The 19,265-nt window shown below is 64.5% G+C and carries 11 protein-coding genes, 3 tRNA genes and 3 rRNA genes; 11 read left to right on the forward strand and 6 right to left on the reverse strand.

Going from position 1 to position 19,265, the window contains the following annotated elements; all coding sequences use genetic code 11:
• The 10 genes from hscA (at nucleotide 1) to PE066_RS20705 (ending at nucleotide 10,679) form a co-directional block, all read left to right on the forward strand.
• On the forward strand, nucleotides 1-1,860 hold the full coding sequence (gene hscA, locus PE066_RS20660) for a Fe-S protein assembly chaperone HscA (protein ID WP_271234398.1): 1,860 nt from the start codon (nucleotides 1-3) through the stop codon (nucleotides 1,858-1,860).
• Between the two features lie 4 nt (nucleotides 1,861-1,864).
• A complete protein-coding gene (gene fdx, locus PE066_RS20665; RefSeq protein ID WP_271234399.1) occupies nucleotides 1,865-2,203 on the forward strand; it encodes an ISC system 2Fe-2S type ferredoxin in 339 nt (112 codons plus the stop codon).
• A gap of 208 nt (nucleotides 2,204-2,411) precedes the next feature.
• A complete protein-coding gene (gene dnaQ / locus PE066_RS20670; protein WP_271234400.1) occupies nucleotides 2,412-3,140 on the forward strand; it encodes a DNA polymerase III subunit epsilon in 729 nt (242 codons plus the stop codon).
• Nucleotides 3,141-3,188: 48 nt separating this feature from the next.
• Nucleotides 3,189-3,263: transfer RNA gene (locus tag PE066_RS20675), tRNA-Val, on the forward strand.
• Between the two features lie 905 nt (nucleotides 3,264-4,168).
• Nucleotides 4,169-5,699, forward strand: a 16S ribosomal RNA gene (locus PE066_RS20680).
• 99 nt (nucleotides 5,700-5,798) lie between these two features.
• Nucleotides 5,799-5,875, forward strand: a tRNA-Ile gene (locus tag PE066_RS20685).
• Nucleotides 5,876-5,892: 17 nt separating this feature from the next.
• Nucleotides 5,893-5,968, forward strand: a tRNA-Ala gene (locus PE066_RS20690).
• Nucleotides 5,969-6,249: 281 nt separating this feature from the next.
• A 23S ribosomal RNA gene (locus PE066_RS20695) occupies nucleotides 6,250-9,127 on the forward strand.
• Between the two features lie 112 nt (nucleotides 9,128-9,239).
• Nucleotides 9,240-9,352, forward strand: a 5S ribosomal RNA gene (rrf, locus tag PE066_RS20700).
• Together the 16S, 23S and 5S rRNA genes with 2 tRNA genes alongside form the textbook arrangement of a ribosomal RNA operon.
• Nucleotides 9,353-9,563: 211 nt before the next feature.
• Nucleotides 9,564-10,679 (forward strand): NAD(P)/FAD-dependent oxidoreductase, encoded by a 1,116-nt coding sequence (locus PE066_RS20705; RefSeq protein ID WP_271234401.1) that lies wholly within the window; start codon nucleotides 9,564-9,566, stop codon nucleotides 10,677-10,679.
• Here PE066_RS20705 and PE066_RS20710 read toward each other — a convergent pair.
• Complete coding sequence (locus tag PE066_RS20710) at nucleotides 10,676-11,725, reverse strand: quinone-dependent dihydroorotate dehydrogenase (RefSeq protein ID WP_271234402.1); 1,050 nt, start codon at nucleotides 11,723-11,725, stop codon at nucleotides 10,676-10,678. The two genes, PE066_RS20705 and PE066_RS20710, sit on opposite strands and share 4 nt — an antisense overlap.
• 38 nt (nucleotides 11,726-11,763) lie before the next feature.
• On the opposite strand from PE066_RS20710, the gene rpiA reads away from it, so the two are divergent.
• The gene (rpiA, locus tag PE066_RS20715; RefSeq protein ID WP_271234403.1) at nucleotides 11,764-12,435 is read left to right on the forward strand and encodes a ribose-5-phosphate isomerase RpiA; all 672 of its coding nucleotides are present in this window, start codon (nucleotides 11,764-11,766) and stop codon (nucleotides 12,433-12,435) included.
• Here the strand turns inward: rpiA and PE066_RS20720 are convergent, their stop codons facing one another.
• From PE066_RS20720 to PE066_RS20740, 5 genes are all read right to left on the reverse strand, one after another.
• Nucleotides 12,436-13,095 carry a DUF4124 domain-containing protein gene (locus tag PE066_RS20720; protein WP_271234404.1) on the reverse strand — a complete coding sequence of 220 codons (660 nt, stop codon included), beginning with the start codon at nucleotides 13,093-13,095 and terminating at the stop codon, nucleotides 12,436-12,438.
• A gap of 29 nt (nucleotides 13,096-13,124) precedes the next feature.
• Entirely contained in the window at nucleotides 13,125-15,155 is a 2,031-nt protein-coding gene (locus PE066_RS20725) for a M3 family metallopeptidase (protein WP_271234405.1), read from the reverse strand.
• Nucleotides 15,156-15,224: 69 nt separating this feature from the next.
• Nucleotides 15,225-16,076 (reverse strand): bifunctional methylenetetrahydrofolate dehydrogenase/methenyltetrahydrofolate cyclohydrolase FolD, encoded by an 852-nt coding sequence (folD, locus tag PE066_RS20730; protein WP_271234406.1) that lies wholly within the window; start codon nucleotides 16,074-16,076, stop codon nucleotides 15,225-15,227.
• The gene (locus PE066_RS20735; RefSeq protein ID WP_271234407.1) at nucleotides 16,073-16,702 is read right to left on the reverse strand and encodes a response regulator transcription factor; all 630 of its coding nucleotides are present in this window, start codon (nucleotides 16,700-16,702) and stop codon (nucleotides 16,073-16,075) included. Before PE066_RS20735 ends, folD begins: the two co-directional genes overlap by 4 nt.
• Nucleotides 16,699-19,236: a PAS domain-containing sensor histidine kinase gene (locus PE066_RS20740; RefSeq protein ID WP_271234408.1), complete on the reverse strand. Its 2,538-nt coding sequence runs from the start codon at nucleotides 19,234-19,236 to the stop codon at nucleotides 16,699-16,701. The genes PE066_RS20735 and PE066_RS20740 overlap by 4 nt, the downstream gene beginning before the upstream one ends.
• Nucleotides 19,237-19,265: the final 29 nt, after the last annotated feature.

Genomic DNA, 19,265 nt, shown 5'->3' on the forward strand with positions numbered 1-19,265 from the left:
ATGGCTCTCCTCCAGATTTCCGAGCCGGGCCAGGCGCCCGATCCGCACCAACGCCGCATCGCGGTCGGCATCGATCTCGGCACCACGCATTCGCTGGTCGCGGCCGTTCGGCACGGCGTCGCCGAATGCCTCCCGGACGCGCAGGGCAGGGTGCTGCTGCCCTCGGTGGTGCGCTACCTCGAGAATGGCGGCCGCCAGGTCGGCCATGAAGCGCTGCCTGCGCAAAGCGCCGATCCGCTGAACACCATCGCCTCGGCCAAGCGCTTCATGGGCCGCGGTTTCGCCGACATCGCCGACCGCGAGCGGCTGCCCTACGACTTCGTCGAGCAACCCGGCATGGTGGCGCTGCGCACCCGCGCCGGCGAGAAGTCGCCGGTGGAGGTCAGCGCCGAGATCCTGGCGACCCTGCGCTACCGGGCGGAGGACACCTTCGACGACGACCTGTACGGCGCGGTGATCACCGTGCCGGCCTACTTCGACGAGGCGCAGCGCCAGGCCACCAAGGACGCCGCCCAGCTGGCCGGCTTGAAGGTGCTGCGCCTGATCAACGAGCCCACCGCGGCCGCCATCGCCTACGGCCTGGACAACGGCAGCGAGGGTCTGTACGCGGTGTACGACCTGGGCGGCGGCACCTTCGACATCTCCATCCTGCGGCTGGCCCGCGGCGTGTTCGAGGTCATCGCCACCGGCGGCGACTCGGCCCTGGGCGGTGACGACTACGACCAGGCGCTGGCCGAGCACCTGCTGGTTACGGCCGGCGTGAACGCGCCCACGCCGGCTGACAAGGCCGCCGTGAAGATCGCCGCCCGCTCCGCCAAGGAGCAGCTGACCGAAACGGATCGGGTCGAGGCCGTGCTGCCATTGTCGGGGGGCGATGTGCGCGCCACCGTGACCCGCGCCGACTTCGATCGCGTGACCACGCATTTGACGCAGCGCACGCTGGCGGCTGTGCGCAAGGCCTTGCGCGACGCCAGGCTGCCGCGCGACGACATCAAGGGCGTGGTGCTGGTCGGCGGCTCGACCCGCATGCCGTCGGTGCGACACGCGGTGGGTGAATTCTTCGGACACGAGCCGCTGGTCAACCTCGACCCCGACCAGGTCGTGGCGCTCGGCGCCGCCGTGCAGGCCAACCAGCTGGCCGGCAACGATGCCGCCGGCGAGCTGCTGCTGCTGGACGTGATTCCCCTGTCGCTGGGTATCGAGACCATGGGCGGGCTGGTCGAGCGCATCGTCCCGCGCAACGAAACCATCCCCACCGCCAAGGCGCAGGACTTCACCACCTACAAGGACGGCCAGACCGCGATGGCGCTGCACGTGGTGCAGGGCGAGCGCGACCTGGTGCAGGACTGCCGCAGCCTGGCCCGCTTCGAGCTGCGCGGCATCCCGCCGATGGCGGCGGGTGCGGCGCGCATCCGTGTCACCTTCACCGTCGATGCCGACGGGCTGCTGAGCGTCAGCGCGCGCGAACAGGCCAGCGGCGTGGAAGCGAAGATCGACGTCAAGCCGTCGTACGGCCTGTCGGACCAGCAGATCGCTGCCATGCTGCAGGAAAGCTTCGCCACCGCGCAGCAGGACATGCAGGCGCGCGCCCTGGCCGAGGCGCGGATCGACGCGCAGCGCATGCTGCTGGCGACCGAAAGCGCCTTGCAGTCCGACGGCGCGCTGCTGGAGGCGGCCGAGCGTGCCGCCATCGACGTCCTGATGGGCGAGCTGCGCGTCAAGGCGTCCAGCGCTGCCGATGCCGCGGCCATCGAATCCGCCACCGAAGCGCTGGCCAAGGGCACGGAAGCCTTCGCCGCCCGGCGCATGAACCAGAGCATCCGGCAGGCGCTGGCCGGCCGCAACGTGGAGACCCTCTGACGCCATGACCGTCATCCGCATCCTGCCGCACCCCGAGTACTGCCCCGAGGGCACGCAGGTGCAGGCGCCGCCGGGCACCAGCATCTGCGAGGCGCTGCTGGACAACGGCATCCGGATCGAGCACGCCTGCGACATGAGCTGCGCCTGCACCACCTGCCACGTGATCGTGCGGGAGGGCTTCGACTCGCTCAACGAGCTGGACGAGAACGAGGAGGACCTGCTCGATCGCGCCTGGGGGCTGGAGCCCAACTCGCGCCTGTCCTGCCAGGCCATCGTCGCTCAGCAGGACCTGGTGGTCGAGATCCCGAAGTACTCGATCAACCACGCGAAAGAGAACCACTGAGTTCCCGGCCGTGGTCGTCCACCACGCGAAGGCGAGCTGCTGGTTTCCCTGCCCGTGGTCGTCCACCACCGGTTTTCCCGTCCGCGGTCGTCATCCTCCGCGAAGGCGAAGGATCCAGCGCAACGCGCCTGCGATGGAATCCAAGCGCAGCGCATGAATCGCTTCATGAGAGCGATGCCGGGCCGCATGGCACAGCCATAATCGGCCCATGCGCCAGATCGTCCTCGACACCGAAACCACCGGCCTGTCCGCCGAAACCGGCGACCGCATCATCGAGATCGGCTGCGTGGAACTGGTGGCGCGCAAGCTCACCGGCAACAACCGGCACTGGTACCTGAACCCGGATCGCGAGAGCCACGAGGATGCGCTCAAGGTCCACGGCATCACCAGCGAATTCCTGCGCGACAAACCGCGCTTCCCGCAGATCGCCGACGAACTGCTGGAGTACGTGCAGGGCGCCGAGATCATCATCCACAACGCGGCGTTCGACCTCGGCTTCCTGAACAAGGAACTCGAGCTGGTGGGCAAGCCGGCGTTTCGCTCGCACGTGGACAACGTGATCGACACCCTGGCCATGGCCAAGGAGCTGTACCCCGGCAAGCGCAACAGCCTCGATGCGCTGTGCGACCGCCTGGGCGTGGACAACTCCGGCCGCACGCTGCACGGCGCGCTGCTCGACGCCGAATTGCTGGCCGACGTCTACATCAACCTCACGCGCGGCCAGGAAGCGCTGCTGATCGACATCGGCCCGTCCGACGACATCGCCGCCATCGAAACCCGCGTGGACCTGCGCGCCTTCACGCTGCCCGTGCTGCGCGCCAACGAGCAGGAGGCCGCCGCCCACGAGGAAGTGCTGTCCCAATTGGACAAGGCCAGCGGTGGGAAGACGCTCTGGCGCATCCAGATCCGCGAGGACGCCGCTTCACCTGTGGCATAATTGCACGCTTTCCGGCAGTGGACATACGCGGTCCACCGGCCGAAAGAGGGGTGATTAGCTCAGCGGTAGAGCACTGCCTTCACACGGCAGGGGTCACATGTTCGATCCATGTATCACCCACCAAGATTCCAAGAACGCGTTTGGGGTCAGTGAGTCAGGCGCACGCTTGTGGCGATTTCCTGAGCCGGTCACGGCAGTGGCCGCAGGAGAATCGAGGTGCGCAACACCACTGCAAGACGCATCGATCTGGCCACCGCCATTCGCGCGGTGGCGGAGTAGCCTGAGGTCGATCTGGCGCACGCCGAACTGGCGCGGGCGCATGTAATCGCAACTCTCGAAGCCAGCAGCGAACAACGCATGAAGAAGTGGCTCGCGGCCCTCTTGCCACGAGCCCGCCTGCATCACCTCCGAACGCGTTGAGTGATTCGCCGGTGGGGGTCCTCTCGACATTCTTCATTCGCCGAGTGCGCTGAGTTGTGTCTCGGACGGGCTGTGCTTCCTCTCGGGCGTTCGTCCTGCGATCGGCATCGAGCCGATGGCGCGCCAAGAGTCGCGTAGCGGAGGGGCGGCCACATCCGCGGAAGCGTTTGGCGCAGTTGAGGCGCCTCCATCCTTTGGATCGAATCGCGCAGGCGCCTCTGCCTGGCTGTTGCGAAAGCGCGGTGGACGCGCGATTTTTCTCAGGCTGTTGACGATCGGCTCTGATTCGATGCATAATCATGGGCTTCGCCGAAAGCGATTCGCCAAAGCTTCATCACGAAGCGGCAGGCGAAAAGAAGACGGCAGGAGTTTGACAGAGCTTAAAAAAATCTGTTAGAATTCAAGGCTTCGCTGATCGCAGCGAGTCAGGCAAAGCAGGGCGATGAGCCGGTGGCGCCGCAAGGTTCGTTAACAACATACAGCCGATAAGCGTGGGCGTTTGATGGCGATTGCCAAGTTCTTCGGAACAATTAAACGCTCACTGAAGAGAAGTGAAGTTCACTTCGATTCCTTTTGAGCGGCCCCGCGAGGGGCAACAAATCAAGATCGAACTGTAGAGTTTGATCCTGGCTCAGATTGAACGCTGGCGGAATGCTTTACACATGCAAGTCGAACGGCAGCACGGGGGCAACCCTGGTGGCGAGTGGCGAACGGGTGAGTAATACATCGGAACGTGCCCAGTCGTGGGGGATAACTACGCGAAAGCGTAGCTAATACCGCATACGATCTCTGGATGAAAGCGGGGGACCGCAAGGCCTCGCGCGATTGGAGCGGCCGATGGCAGATTAGGTAGTTGGTGGGGTAAAGGCTCACCAAGCCTGCGATCTGTAGCTGGTCTGAGAGGACGACCAGCCACACTGGGACTGAGACACGGCCCAGACTCCTACGGGAGGCAGCAGTGGGGAATTTTGGACAATGGGCGAAAGCCTGATCCAGCCATTCCGCGTGCAGGATGAAGGCCCTCGGGTTGTAAACTGCTTTTGTACGGAACGAAACGCGCTGTGCTAATACCACGGCGTAATGACGGTACCGTAAGAATAAGCACCGGCTAACTACGTGCCAGCAGCCGCGGTAATACGTAGGGTGCAAGCGTTAATCGGAATTACTGGGCGTAAAGCGTGCGCAGGCGGTGATGTAAGACGGATGTGAAATCCCCGGGCTCAACCTGGGAACTGCATTTGTGACTGCATCGCTGGAGTGCGGCAGAGGGGGATGGAATTCCGCGTGTAGCAGTGAAATGCGTAGATATGCGGAGGAACACCGATGGCGAAGGCAATCCCCTGGGCCTGCACTGACGCTCATGCACGAAAGCGTGGGGAGCAAACAGGATTAGATACCCTGGTAGTCCACGCCCTAAACGATGTCAACTGGTTGTTGGTCCTTTACTGGATCAGTAACGAAGCTAACGCGTGAAGTTGACCGCCTGGGGAGTACGGCCGCAAGGTTGAAACTCAAAGGAATTGACGGGGACCCGCACAAGCGGTGGATGATGTGGTTTAATTCGATGCAACGCGAAAAACCTTACCCACCTTTGACATGTACGGAATCCTGCAGAGATGCGGGAGTGCTCGAAAGAGAGCCGTAACACAGGTGCTGCATGGCTGTCGTCAGCTCGTGTCGTGAGATGTTGGGTTAAGTCCCGCAACGAGCGCAACCCTTGCCATTAGTTGCTACGAAAGGGCACTCTAATGGGACTGCCGGTGACAAACCGGAGGAAGGTGGGGATGACGTCAAGTCCTCATGGCCCTTATAGGTGGGGCTACACACGTCATACAATGGCTGGTACAGAGGGTTGCCAACCCGCGAGGGGGAGCCAATCCCATAAAGCCAGTCGTAGTCCGGATCGCAGTCTGCAACTCGACTGCGTGAAGTCGGAATCGCTAGTAATCGCGGATCAGAATGTCGCGGTGAATACGTTCCCGGGTCTTGTACACACCGCCCGTCACACCATGGGAGCGGGTTCTGCCAGAAGTAGTTAGCCTAACCGCAAGGAGGGCGATTACCACGGCAGGGTTCGTGACTGGGGTGAAGTCGTAACAAGGTAGCCGTATCGGAAGGTGCGGCTGGATCACCTCCTTTCTGGAAAACCGCAATCCAAATCAAATGCCCACACTTATCGGTTGTTGGAAGGTTGTCGCCACCGACCGGGTCTGACCTGAGTTGACTAGCGACCGGCTTGGGTCTGTAGCTCAGTTGGTTAGAGCACCGTCTTGATAAGGCGGGGGTCGTTGGTTCGAGACCAACCAGACCCACCATCCCTTCTCTAATCCTGGGGGGATTAGCTCAGCTGGGAGAGCACCTGCTTTGCAAGCAGGGGGTCGTCGGTTCGATCCCGTCATCCTCCACCATTCATCAGTCAACACCAAAGCGGCTTTTCACGAGGCTGCTTTGTTGTTGAATCCGGCATTGTCTGGAATCAATCGGCTGTTCTTTAACAATTCATAGAGTCGAATCAGCGTTGTTCGCGGAAACTGCTTCATGGCAGACCGTGCCGCGGACAACAATTTTGATTGCGTCAACTGAACTTCACTTCGAAGCAATTCGAATGAAGACGGCATAACGCGCCAGGTGAAAGACCTGGCCATTCCTTGATTGACTTTGCTTCTCGTGAGAGGCGTCAAAGTTATAGGGTCAAGTGAATAAGAGCATGTGGTGGATGCCTTGGCGATGATAGGCGACGAAGGACGTGATAGCCTGCGATAAGCTTCGGGGAGCTGGCAAATTAGCTTTGATCCGGAGATTTCCGAATGGGGAAACCTACCCTTATGGGTATCGCATGATGAATACATAGTCATGCGAGGCGAACCGGGTGAACTGAAACATCTCAGTAGCTCGAGGAAAAGACATCAACCGAGATTCCGAGAGTAGTGGCGAGCGAAATCGGAACAGCCTGCTAGTGATAGCGCAGAACTTAGCGGAACGGCTTGGAAAGGCCGGCTACAGAGGGTGATAGCCCCGTACGCGAAAAGATCTGTGTGGTACTGAGCTAGCGAAAAGTAGGGCGGGACACGTGTAATCCTGTCTGAACATGGGGGGACCATCCTCCAAGGCTAAATACTCATCATCGACCGATAGTGAACTAGTACCGTGAGGGAAAGGCGAAAAGAACCCCGGGAGGGGAGTGAAATAGATCCTGAAACCGCATGCTTACAAAAAGTCGGAGCCCGCAAGGGTGACGGCGTACCTTTTGTATAATGGGTCAGCGACTTACATTCAGTGGCAAGGTTAACCGAATAGGGAAGCCGCAGGGAAACCGAGTCCGAACAGGGCGTCCAGTCGCTGGGTGTAGACCCGAAACCAAGTGATCTATCCATGGCCAGGATGAAGGTGCCGTAACAGGTACTGGAGGTCCGAACCGACTAGTGTTGCAAAACTAGCGGATGAGCTGTGGATAGGGGTGAAAGGCTAAACAAACTTGGAAATAGCTGGTTCTCTCCGAAAACTATTTAGGTAGTGCCTCAAGTATTACCTTCGGGGGTAGAGCACTGTTTTGGCTAGGGGGTCATGGCGACTTACCAAACCAAGGCAAACTCCGAATACCGAAGAGTACAGCTTGGGAGACAGAGCACCGGGTGCTAACGTCCGGACTCAAGAGGGAAACAACCCAGACCGCCAGCTAAGGTCCCTAAAATTGGCTAAGTGGGAAACGAAGTGGGAAGGCTAAAACAGTCAGGATGTTGGCTTAGAAGCAGCCATCATTTAAAGAAAGCGTAATAGCTCACTGATCGAGTCGTCCTGCGCGGAAGATGTAACGGGGCTAAGCCAGTTACCGAAGCTGCGGATTTGCACGCAAGTGCAAGTGGTAGGAGAGCGTTCTGTAAGCCTGTGAAGGTGTCTCGAGAGGGATGCTGGAGGTATCAGAAGTGCGAATGCTGACATGAGTAGCGTTAAAGCGGGTGAAAAGCCCGCTCGCCGTAAGCGCAAGGTTTTCTACGCAACGTTCATCGGCGTAGAGTGAGTCGGCCCCTAAGGCGAGGCAGAGATGCGTAGCTGATGGGAAACAGGTCAATATTCCTGTACCGATGTGCAGTGCGATGTGGGGACGGAGAAGGTTAGCTCGGCCGGGTGTTGGATGTCCCGGTTCAAGCCTGTAGTCGTGCCTGGTAGGCAAATCCGCCAGGCTTAGATGAGGGGTGATAACGAGGCGGCTTGCCGCCGAAGCGAGTGATACCCTGCTTCCAGGAAAAGCCACTAAGCTCCAGCTGCACACGACCGTACCGCAAACCGACACTGGTGCGCGAGATGAGTATTCTAAGGCGCTTGAGAGAACTCGGGAGAAGGAACTCGGCAAATTGACACCGTAACTTCGGAAGAAGGTGTGCCCTTAGTAGGTGAAGTCCCTCGCGGATGGAGCCCAATGGGGTTGCAATAAATCGGTGGCTGCGACTGTTTAATAAAAACACAGCACTCTGCAAACACGAAAGTGGACGTATAGGGTGTGACGCCTGCCCGGTGCTGGAAGATTAAGTGATGGGGTGCAAGCTCTTGATCGAAGTCCCAGTAAACGGCGGCCGTAACTATAACGGTCCTAAGGTAGCGAAATTCCTTGTCGGGTAAGTTCCGACCTGCACGAATGGCGTAACGATGGCCACACTGTCTCCTCCCGAGACTCAGCGAAGTTGAAATGTTTGTGATGATGCAATCTCCCCGCGGAAAGACGGAAAGACCCCATGAACCTTTACTGTAGCTTTGTATTGGACTTTGAACGGATCTGTGTAGGATAGGTGGGAGGCTTTGAAGTGCGGTCGCTAGATCGCATGGAGCCAACGTTGAAATACCACCCTGGTGCGTTTGAGGTTCTAACCTAGGCCCGTTATCCGGGTCGGGGACAGTGCATGGTAGGCAGTTTGACTGGGGCGGTCTCCTCCCAAAGCGTAACGGAGGAGTTCGAAGGTACGCTAGTTACGGTCGGACATCGTGACGATAGTGCAATGGCATAAGCGTGCTTAACTGCGAGACTGACAAGTCGAGCAGATGCGAAAGCAGGACATAGTGATCCGGTGGTTCTGTATGGAAGGGCCATCGCTCAACGGATAAAAGGTACTCTGGGGATAACAGGCTGATACCGCCCAAGAGTTCATATCGACGGCGGTGTTTGGCACCTCGATGTCGGCTCATCTCATCCTGGGGCTGTAGCCGGTCCCAAGGGTATGGCTGTTCGCCATTTAAAGAGGTACGTGAGCTGGGTTTAAAACGTCGTGAGACAGTTTGGTCCCTATCTTCCGTGGGCGCTGCAGATTTGAGGAAGCCTGCTCCTAGTACGAGAGGACCGGAGTGGACGCACCTCTGGTGTATCGGTTGTCACGCCAGTGGCATTGCCGAGTAGCTAAGTGCGGAAGAGATAACCGCTGAAAGCATCTAAGCGGGAAACTCGTTCCAAGATGAGATCTGCCGGGGCCTTGAGCCCCCTGAAGAGTCGTTCTAGACCAGGACGTTGATAGGCTGGGTGTGGAAGCGCAGCAATGCGTTAAGCTAACCAGTACTAATTGCTCGTGCGGCTTGACCCTATAACTTTGATCGCTCAGATCAGGGTTGTTGTGCCGAGTGACGCAATCCAAATAAGCTGATTGGCTCTATGAATTGGTTGTCTTGACCCGCTCAAGATGACGACAAGTTATGCCTGATGACCATAGCGAGGTGGTCCCACTCCTTCCCATCCCGAACAGGACAGTGAAACGCCTCTGCGCCGATGATAGTGCGGATTCCCGTGTGAAAGTAGGACATCGTCAGGCTATTACAGCAGCAAAGGCCCGGCAGATATGCCGGGCCTTTTGCTTTTCCGGCATGTCGCGTATTTTCGGGTTGAGTCAACGACATTCGATACAGAAATCATGGCGACTCGTCAGGAGCTGGAGCCTTAAGGCGGGAGAAGGCTGTGCACCTGTACCAGACATGCGTCTCATTGGCTTACTCTCCCGTGCACGCTGATAAACGGGGCAAGGGATGGACCAAGTCGATGCAGTGGTGATTGGGGCCGGCGTGGTGGGGCTCGCCGTAGCCCGGGCCCTGGCCCGGGGCGGCCGGGAAACGCTGGTCCTGGAGGCCTGCACCGGCATCGGCCAGGGCGTCAGTTCGCGCAACAGCGAGGTGATCCACGCCGGGCTGTACTACGCGCCCGGTTCCCTCAAGGCCAGGCTGTGCGTGCGCGGCAAGGAATTGCTCTATGCGCTGTGCGCCAGCCACGGGGTGGCGCACCGCCGCTGCGGCAAGTTCACGGTGGCGAACACCGAAGCCGAGGTGGCGGCCTTGCGCGGGCTGCGGGACCGGGCGGCGGCCAACGGCGTCGAGGTCGAGTGCCTGGAAGGCGGGCAAGCGATGGCGCTGGAGCCGGCGCTGCGCTGCATCGCCGTCCTGCATTCACCCAGTACCGGCATCGTCGACAGCCATGGCTTCATGTTGGCGTTGCAGGGCGACCTGGAGCGGGCCGGGGGCGTGGTCGCGCTCGGTTCACCGGTGGATGGCGCGCGCCTCGACGCGAACGGCGGCCCGCACGTCTTCGAGCTGCGCGACGGCACCGAACTGGCCGCGCCGGTCCTCGTCAATGCGGCTTCGCTGCACGCCTGCGCCCTGGCGCGGCGCTTCGACGGCCTCGACCCCCGCCACGTCCCGCGCGAGTGGTTCGCCAAGGGCAACTATTACGCGCTCTCCGGCCGCGCGCCCTTCGCGCGCCTGATCTACCCCGCACCGGCCGACGCCCACCTGGGCACCCACCTCACGCTGGACCTGGGAGGCCAGGCCAAGTTCGGCCCGGACATCGAATGGCTGGACATCCGCACGCCCGAGGACATCGATTGGCGCGTGGACCCGGCGCGCGCCGACGGCTTCTACGCCGAGGTGCGGCGCTACTGGCCTGGCCTGCCGGACGGCAGCCTGCAGCCCAGCTACAGCGGCGTGCGCCCCAAGATCCACGGCCCGCACGAGAAGGCGCCGGACTTCCGCATCGACGGCCCGGCGCTGCACGGCGTGCCGGGGCTGGTCAACCTGTTCGGCATCGAGTCGCCGGGCTTGACCAGCGCGCTGGCGATCGGCGAGCACGTCGCCGCACTGCTGGCGGACTAGGCGCCGGCGCGCAGGTCCTTCAGGGCCTGCGCCACCTCCCGCACCAGCCCGGGGCCCTTGTAGATGAGCCCGGTGTAGATCTGCACCACGTCGGCCCCGGCGCGCAGCTTGCTCGCTGCATCCGCCCCGCTCAGGATGCCGCCCACCCCGATGATCGGAAACCCCGGGCCCAGCGCGGCGCGCAGCTGCGAGATCACGCGGTTGCTGGCCGCCAGCACGGGTGCGCCGCTGAGGCCGCCGGCTTCCCCGGCATGGGGCAAGTCCTTCACGGCTTCGCGCGAGATCGTCGTGTTGGTCGCGATCACGCCGTCCATGCCGTGGCGGCGCAGGGTGGTGGCGATGACTTGGACCTGGGCCTCGTCGAGGTCCGGCGCGATCTTCACGAACAGCGGCACCCGGCGACCGTGCTCGCGTGCCAGCGTCTCGCGCCGCTGGGCCAGCGCACCCAGCAACGCGTCCAGCGCCTCGTCGGATTGCAGCGCGCGCAGGTTGCTGGTGTTGGGGCTGGAAATGTTCACCGTCACGTAGTCGGCGTGCGGGTACACGCCGGCCAGCCCAAGCAGGTAATCCTGGGTGGCCGACTCGATCGGGGTGGCGGCGTTCTTGCCGATGTTCAGGCCGAGGATGCGGCCCTGGCGACGGAACGAGGAGCGCTGCACGTTGGCGACGAAGGCGTCCAGGCCGTCGTTGTTGAAGCCCAGCCGGTTGATCAGGGCCTGGGCCTGCGGCAGGCGGAACATGCGCGGCTTGGGGTTCCCCGGCTGTGGCTTGGGCGTAACGGTGCCGACCTCGACGAAGCCGAAGCCCATGGCGCCCAGCCCGTCGATGGCGCGCGCATTCTTGTCCAGCCCGGCTGCCAGGCCGACGCGGTTGGGAAATCTCAGCCCGGCCAGCTCGATCGGATCCTCGACCAGGCCGGCGCACCAGGCCCAGGCCAGCGGCGTGCCCTGCAGGCGCGCCAGCGACTCCATCGTGAGGTCGTGCGCGGCTTCGGGGTCCAGGCCGAACAGGAAGGGGCGGGCGAGCGAGTAGGGCAGCAGGGGCATGGATAATTCTTCTCGAATCAACAGCCCGGGATTGTCGCGTGACGCAGGATGAACTGAAGGCCCTGGTCGGCCAGGCCGCATTGCAGTACGTGGTGCCCGGCGAGATCGTCGGTGTGGGCACCGGCTCCACGGTGAACAAGTTCATCGAGGCGCTGGCCGGCATGAAGGATCGGATCCGCGGCGCCGTCTCCAGCTCGCTGGCCTCGACCGAGCGCCTGCGCGCCATCGGCGTGCCGGTGTTCGATGCCAATGAAGTGAAGGAGCTGTCGGTCTACATCGACGGCGCCGACGAGATCGATGGCCGCGGCCACATGATCAAGGGCGGCGGCGCGGCGTTGACGCGCGAGAAGATCGTGGCGGCCCAGTCGAGGCGCTTCGTGTGCATCGCCGACGAATCCAAGCTGGTCACGGCGCTGGGCGCCTTCCCGGTGCCGGTCGAGGTGATTCCGATGGCGACAGCGCGCATCACGCGCCAGTTCGCGGCAATGGGCGGGCAGGCCCACCTGCGGCTGAAGGACGGCGCGCCGCTGGTCACCGACAACGGGCAGCACATCCTGGACGTGGGCGGCCTGCGCATCCAGGATCCGCTGGCCTTCGAAAGCGAAGTCAACCAGTGGCCGGGCGTAGTCACCGTGGGTGTGTTCGCCCACCAGAAGGCCGCCGTGTGCCTGCTTGGCACGGCGGCGGGCGTGCGGACGCTGCAGTTCTAACTAGAAGACGATGCCGGCCGGGTTGCTGCCCGGTGGCGTCGCCGGGGCGGCCGGCGCGGGGGCCGCGGTCGGCGCCGGGGAGGCGGCCGGTGCGGCAGCGCGCACGGGTTGCGCGACCACCATCGGCGTCGGTTCCGGCTGGCGGTAGCCGCTGGGCAGCTGGGAGCTGCGCGGATAGCCCGCGGCAGTCAGAAACTGCGACCACTCCGACTCCGAGTAGCCCTTGAGCTGCTGCGAGCCCACCGTCATCAGCGGCAGGGCGGGCGTAGCGCCACTCAAACGCTCGAGTGCCGCGATGTCCTCGGCCGAGGTGACCGTCTTCTCGGTGAACGGGATGCCCCGCTGCAGCAGGTAGGTGCGGCCGGACCCGCAGGGCGCGCAGTCGGCCCCCGTGTACAGGATTACCGGGTAGCGATTGGCCACCTGGCGCAGGTCGAAGGGGAGGGCGGGGTTGCCGCTGCCGACGGCAAGCCCGGGCGCGGCCGCCGCCGACCCCACCGATGCCTTGGCGCCCGGTTCGCTGGGCGGCTTGTCGGAGAAGGTCACCCGCCCGTCCGGCCCGACGATCCGGTACACCTGCTGGGCGCCGGCCGTGCTGGCCGCCACGGCCAGTGCGAGCACGGCCAGTCGGAAGGCAAGGGTCGTAGGGGCGCAAGTCATGGGCCCCGATTTTCTGCGCGTGACCGATGTCACGCCATGCCCTGGTGGCGTAACAGTGCGTCGAGTGTGGGCTCGCGGCCACGGAAGGCCTTGAACGACTCCATCGCCGGCCGGCTGCCGCCCGTCTCGAGGATGGCCTGGCGGTAGCGGCGCCCCGTTTCGACGCTGGGCATGCCGTCGGGCGAGGCCGTTTCCTCGAAGGCCGCATAGGCATCGGCCGACAGCACCTCGGCCCACTTGTAGCTGTAATAGCCGGCCGCATAGCCGCCCGCGAAGATGTGGCTGAAGGTGTGTGGCGTGCGGCTGAATTCCGGCGAAGGCAGCACGGCCACCTCGGCCCGCACCTGCCGCAGCAGGGACATGAAGTCGCCGGCCGGGTCGTGGTCGGTGTGCAGCAGCATGTCGTACAGCGCGAACTCGATCTGGCGCAGCGTGGCCAGGCCGCTCTGGAAGTTCTTGGCCGCCAGCATCTTGTCGAACAGCGCGCGCGGCAGCGGCTCGCCGGTATCGACATGGGCGGTCATGTGGCGCAGCACCGCCCATTCCCAGCAGAAGTTCTCCATGAACTGGCTGGGCAACTCCACGGCGTCCCATTCCACGCCGCTGATGCCGGAGACGTCGCGCTCCTTCACCCGCGTCAGCATGTGGTGCAGCCCATGGCCGGTCTCGTGGAACAAGGTGATCACGTCGTCGTGCGTCAGCAGCGGCGGCTTGCCATCGACGCCATCGGCGAAGTTGCACACCAGGTGCGCCACCGGGGTCTGCAGGCGGTTGTCGTCCGGGCGCTGCCAGCGGGCGCGCACGTCGTCCATCCAGGCGCCGCCCCGCTTGCCGTTGCGGGCAGCCGGGTCCAGGTAGAACTGGCCCACCAGCTCGCCGCCGCGCTCGATGCGATAGAACTCCACACGCGGGTTCCACACGGGCGCTTCGTCGCGACGGATACTCACCTCGAACAGCGTCTCGACGATCTTGAACAGGCCGGCCAGCACCTTGGGCGCGGTGAAGTACTGCTTGACGGCCTGCTCGCTGAAGGCGTAGCGGGCTTCCTTGAGCTTCTCGCCGATGTAGCTCCAGTCCCAGGGCTGCGGGTCGGCGATGCCGAGCTTGTCGGCGGCGAACGCGCGCAGGTCGGCCACGTCCTGCTCGGCGTGCGGCCGGGCCTTGGTCGCCAGTTCGCGCAGGAAGGCGATCACCTGCGCGGGCGAATCGGCCATCTTGGGCACGAGCGAGACCTCGGCGAAGTTGCGGTAGCCCAGCAGGCCGGCTTCTTCCTTGCGCAGCGCGAGGATCTCGTGGATGTTCGCCGTGTTGTCGTACTTGCGGAATTCCTCCGGCGCCTGGTCGCTGGCGCGGGTGACGTAGGCGCGGTACAGGCGCAGGCGCAGCTCGCGGCTGTGGGCGAACTGCATGACCGGCAGGTAGCTGGGCATCTTCAGCGTCAGCTTGTAGCCGTCCTTGCTCTCGGCCTGCGCCGCGGCGCGAGCGGCATGGACCACGTCCCGGGGCACCCCGTCGAGCTCGTCCTGGCGGGCGTAGTAGGCGTAGCTGTCGGTGGCGTCCAGCGCGTTCTCGCTGAACTTCTGGCTCAGCTCGGCCTGGCGCTCCTGGATCTGGGCGAAGCGCTCCTTGGCCGCGCCCTGCAGCTCGGCGCCTCCCAGCACGAAGTTGCGCATGGCGTTCTTCAGCGCCTGGCGCTGTTCCGCGTCGAGCAGGTTCGGGTCCATCGCCTTGTACTTCGCATAGAGGCGCTCATCGGAGCCCAGGCGGGTCCAGAAGTCGGTGATCTTCGGGAGGGCCGCGTTGTAGGCGGCGCGCAGCTCGGGCGTGTCGGCCACGCTGTTCAGGTGGCTGACGGCGCCCCAGGCACGGCCGAGCCGTTCGGTGGTGCAGTCCAGCCGGCTGGCCATGGCCTTCCAGTCGGCCGGGAAGGCCGGCGCGACCACCTCTTCCAGCGCGGCTTCGCTCTCGGCGAGCAGGCTGTCGATGGCCGGAGCGACGTGCTCCGGCCGGATCTGGTCAAACAGGGGAAGGTCGTGGAAGTCGAGCAGGGGATTGGGCATGCCGGTCATTTTGCGGCAGCCCCGCCGACTTCAACGGTCCGGGGAGATTGGCTTGGCCGATGGCGCCGATCAGCCGGCGGCCCGCTCGGCCGCTTCCAGCGTATTGACCAGCAGCATGGCGCGCGTCATGGGACCGACGCCGCCGGGCACCGGCGTGATCCAGCCGGCGACCTGCCGGACGCCGTCGAAATCGACGTCGCCGCAGAGCTTGCCTTCGTGGTTGCGGTTCATGCCGACGTCGATGACCACCGCGCCGGGCTTGACCATGTCGGCCGTCAGCACGCTGCGCTTGCCGACCGCGGCCACCACCACGTCGGCCTGCAGCGTGAGGGCCTTCAGGTCGCGGGTGCGGCTGTGGCAGACGGTGACGGTGGCGTCCTTCTGCAGCAGCATCAGGGCCATCGGCTTGCCGACGATGTTGCTGCGGCCGATCACCACCGCGTGCTTGCCGCGCAGGTCGTAGCCGATGCTCTCGAGCATCTTCATGCAGCCGTAGGGCGTGCAGGGCCAGAAGCCGGGCTGGCCGGTGACGAGCGCGCCGGCGCTGGCGACGTGGAAGCCGTCCACGTCCTTGGCCGGCGCGATGGCTTCGATTACCTTGCTGGCGTCCATGTGCCGGGGCAGCGGCAGCTGCACCAGGATGCCGTGCACGGACGGATCGGCGTTGAGCGTGCGGATGCGATCGAGCAGCGCGGACTCCGCCAGGTCGGCGGGATAGGTCTCGAGCGTCGCCTTCAACCCGGTCTGCGTGCTGTCGCTGACCTTGTGCCGCGTGTAGACCTGGCTGGCCGGGTCTTCGCCGACCAGGATGATCGCGAGGGCCGGTTCGACGCCGCGAGCCTTCAGCGCCTGGGTGCGGCCGGCGACTTCGGCGCGGATCTGCTGGGCGAGGGCGTTGCCGTCGATCAGTCGGGCCGTCATGCCTTGGCCGGGTGTTGCTGGCCGAGGGCGATCTTCAGCAGGTCGGCCACCGTGTTGGCGTTGAGCTTTTCCATGATGTTGGCGCGGTGCGCTTCCACGGTCTTGATGCTGATGCCCAGGTCGTCAGCGATCTGCTTGTTCAGGCGGCCGGCGACGATGCGCTCGAGCACCTGGGCCTCGCGGCTGGTGAGCTTGGACAGCAGGGCGTCGCGGCTCGCCGCGCTCTGGTACTCGGCGAAGGCACCCTTGGCGTGCTCCAGCATGCGCTCGACCAGGCTGACCAGCTCTTCTTCCTTGAAGGGCTTCTGGATGAAATCCATCGCGCCCTTCTTCATCGTGTTCACGGCCATCGGCACGTCGCCGTGTCCGGTGATGAACACCACCGGCAGCGGCGACTTGCGCTCGATCAGGCGGTCCTGCAGCTCCAGCCCGGTCATCCCCGCCATGCGGATGTCGACGATCAGGCAGGCGACCTCGCGCGGGTCGTAGCGGGAAAGGAAGGACTCGGCCGACTCGAAGCAGCGGACACGGTAGTCCTTGCCTTCGAGCAGCCATTGCAGGGAGTCGCGCACGGCTTCGTCGTCATCGACGACATAGACGGTGCCCTTCTTTGGAATCAGGCTCATGCAACGGCTCCAGCGTCCTTGTTTGCTGCGGAACTGATAGCGCCGGACACTGGTATCCAGAAGGAGAAACGGCAGCCGGCGACTTCGCTGCCATTGTAGATGTTCTCCGCATGCATCCGACCCTGGTGCGATTCGACGATCGACCGGCACAAATTCAGCCCGATGCCCATGCCTTCGGGCTTGGTGGAGAAGAAGGCCTGGTACAGGCGCTCCAGCACCTCGGGCGACAGACCCTGGCCGCTGTCCTGCACCGAGAAATCGACCACCGGCTGGTCATCGACGTGGCGCGGCACCACCCGCAACTCCACGCTGCGCTGCGCCGTCGGGCGGCGCGCGTGCTCGATCGATTCGGCGGCGTTCTTCAGCAGGTTGACCAGCACCTGCTCGATCAGGATCGGATCGACCAGCAGCTTGGGCAGCCGCGCGGCCACGTAGTGCGACAGGCGCACGTTGCGCCGGCGCAGCTCGATCTCGGCCAGCTCCACCGCCTCGCCCACCATCGTGGGCACGTCGGCCAGTGTGCGATTGGGCTCGCTGCGGCGCACGAAGCTGCGGATGCGCTGGATGATCTGGCCGGCGCGATGCGCCTGGCGCGCGGTCTTGTCCAGGGCCTGCAGCAGGTCGTCGTCCTTCATCTGCCCGGCCCGGATGCGCGACACCATGCCGTTGCAGTAGTTGTTGATGGCGGTGAGCGGCTGGTTCAATTCATGCGCCACGCTGGAGGCCATTTCGCCCATGGTCACCAGCCGGCTGGCGGCCTGGGCGCGCTCGGCTTGCGCCGCCGCCTGCTCCTCGGCATGCCGGCGCGGCGTGATGTCGGTGGCGATCACCATCTGCGCCAGCCGCCCGTCCACCCAGTTCAGGTAGCGCGAGCGCACCTCCAGCCACTTGCCCAGTTCGGGCACGAAGATCTCGGCGTTCTCGGACTGCGCGGTGGTCAGGTGGCCGGTGGGCAGGCCCGCGAAGGCGTCGACCTCGTCGAGCTGTTCCTCGCTGCGCGGCTGGTCCGGCACGCCGGCCTGGGCGACCATCTGCAGGTGGCCGCCGGTGTTCAGGCCGAACCACAGCCGGTACAGCTTGTTGGCGAACAGCAGCTCCTCGCTGCCCAGCGGCGCCACCGACACCGACGCATCCAGCGCTTCCAGCACCGTGGTGAAGCGCTCGTAGGAAGCCGACAGCTGCTCGCGGATGCGGTTCGGCTCGGTGATGTCGGTCATCGACGTCATCCAGCCGGTCTGGTGCCCCTTGGGGTCGATCAGCGGCGAGACGTACAGGCGGGCGTCGAACAGGCTGCCGTCCTTGCGCTTGACACGGGTCTGGAAGCCGCCCGGCGTGCTGCGGCCATGGAGCTCGTCGTCCAGCCGCGCCGTCAGTTGCTCGCGGTCGGCATCGGGCCAGTAGGGGAAGGGCGCGGTGCGGCCGACCAGCTCCGACTCGGACCACCCCGTCATCTGGCAGAAGGCCGGGTTGACGTAGCTGATGCGGCCCTGCATGTCCAGCGCCCGCATGCCGGTGAGCATGGAGTTCTCCATCGCCCGGCGGAAGTTGGTTTCGGCGATCAGGGCCTGCTGGGCCTGCATGCGCCGCCGCGTGTGGCGCCAGTTGCCGATCAGCATCCAGGCGGTCATCGCGCTGAGCGTGCCCACCAGCCAGAACAAGCCGCTGCCGACCACGCCCAGCGAGGTGCGATAGGCCTGGCCGCGCAGCACCAACCCGTTGCCCACCGGCGAGACCGGCACCTCGAATTCGTTGGCCTGCGGCGCCGCCCACGACAGCAGCCGGCTGGCCGTGCCGCGCGGCGGCAGCGCCTGGCCCGCCAACAGGCGGCCCTTGGCGTCCAGCAGCGACACGGCATAGCGCGCCGACACCTCCGCCGGCACGCCGTAGCGCAGCAGGCTGTCGATCGAGTACTCGGCCAGGATCACCCCGGCAAAGCGCGCCTGGTCGGCCAGCGGCACGTGCAACTGCAGCATCTGCGGCGGATCGCTGCCGGCGCTCGGCTGCGAATAGAGCGGCTGCTGCACGTCGCGCACCAGCGAGTAGGTGGCCTCGGTTTCGCTGCCGGGGCGCAGCACGTCGCCGGGCACGCGCAGTTGCTGCACCGGCACGCTCGGGCCGGCATGGGACGCCCGCACGCGGCGGCGCTCGTCGACCCAGGCCATGGCCTGCAGCTCCGGGTGCTGGATCACCATGGTTTCGGCGCGGCTGGAAAACTCCTCGGCATCGACATCCTTGTTGGAGATGTCGCGGGCGATGCGCATCAGCTGTTCCTGCCGTTCCAGCAGGCGCAACCGGAGGCGCTGCTGGGCGTACTCGACGTCGCGCCGGACCGCCTCCTGCTCGCGGTCCATTTCTTCCAGCCGCAGGTAGCCGAAGGCCGAAATGATGGCGGCCAGGAACAGCAGCACGGCCGCCAGCGGGGCCAGCATCGCGAAGCGGTCCTGCCGGCCCGGGGTCTGCCGCCGCCACCAGCGCCGCAGCCCCGGCACCGGCGGGGTGGCCTCGTGCAACTCGTGGGCGCTGCTGTCTTGCATGGAGGCTGAGAGTGTAGGTGAGGCCTTTG

The organism is Ramlibacter tataouinensis (genome assembly GCF_027941915.1).
GTDB lineage: Bacteria > Pseudomonadota > Gammaproteobacteria > Burkholderiales > Burkholderiaceae_C > Ramlibacter > Ramlibacter tataouinensis_C.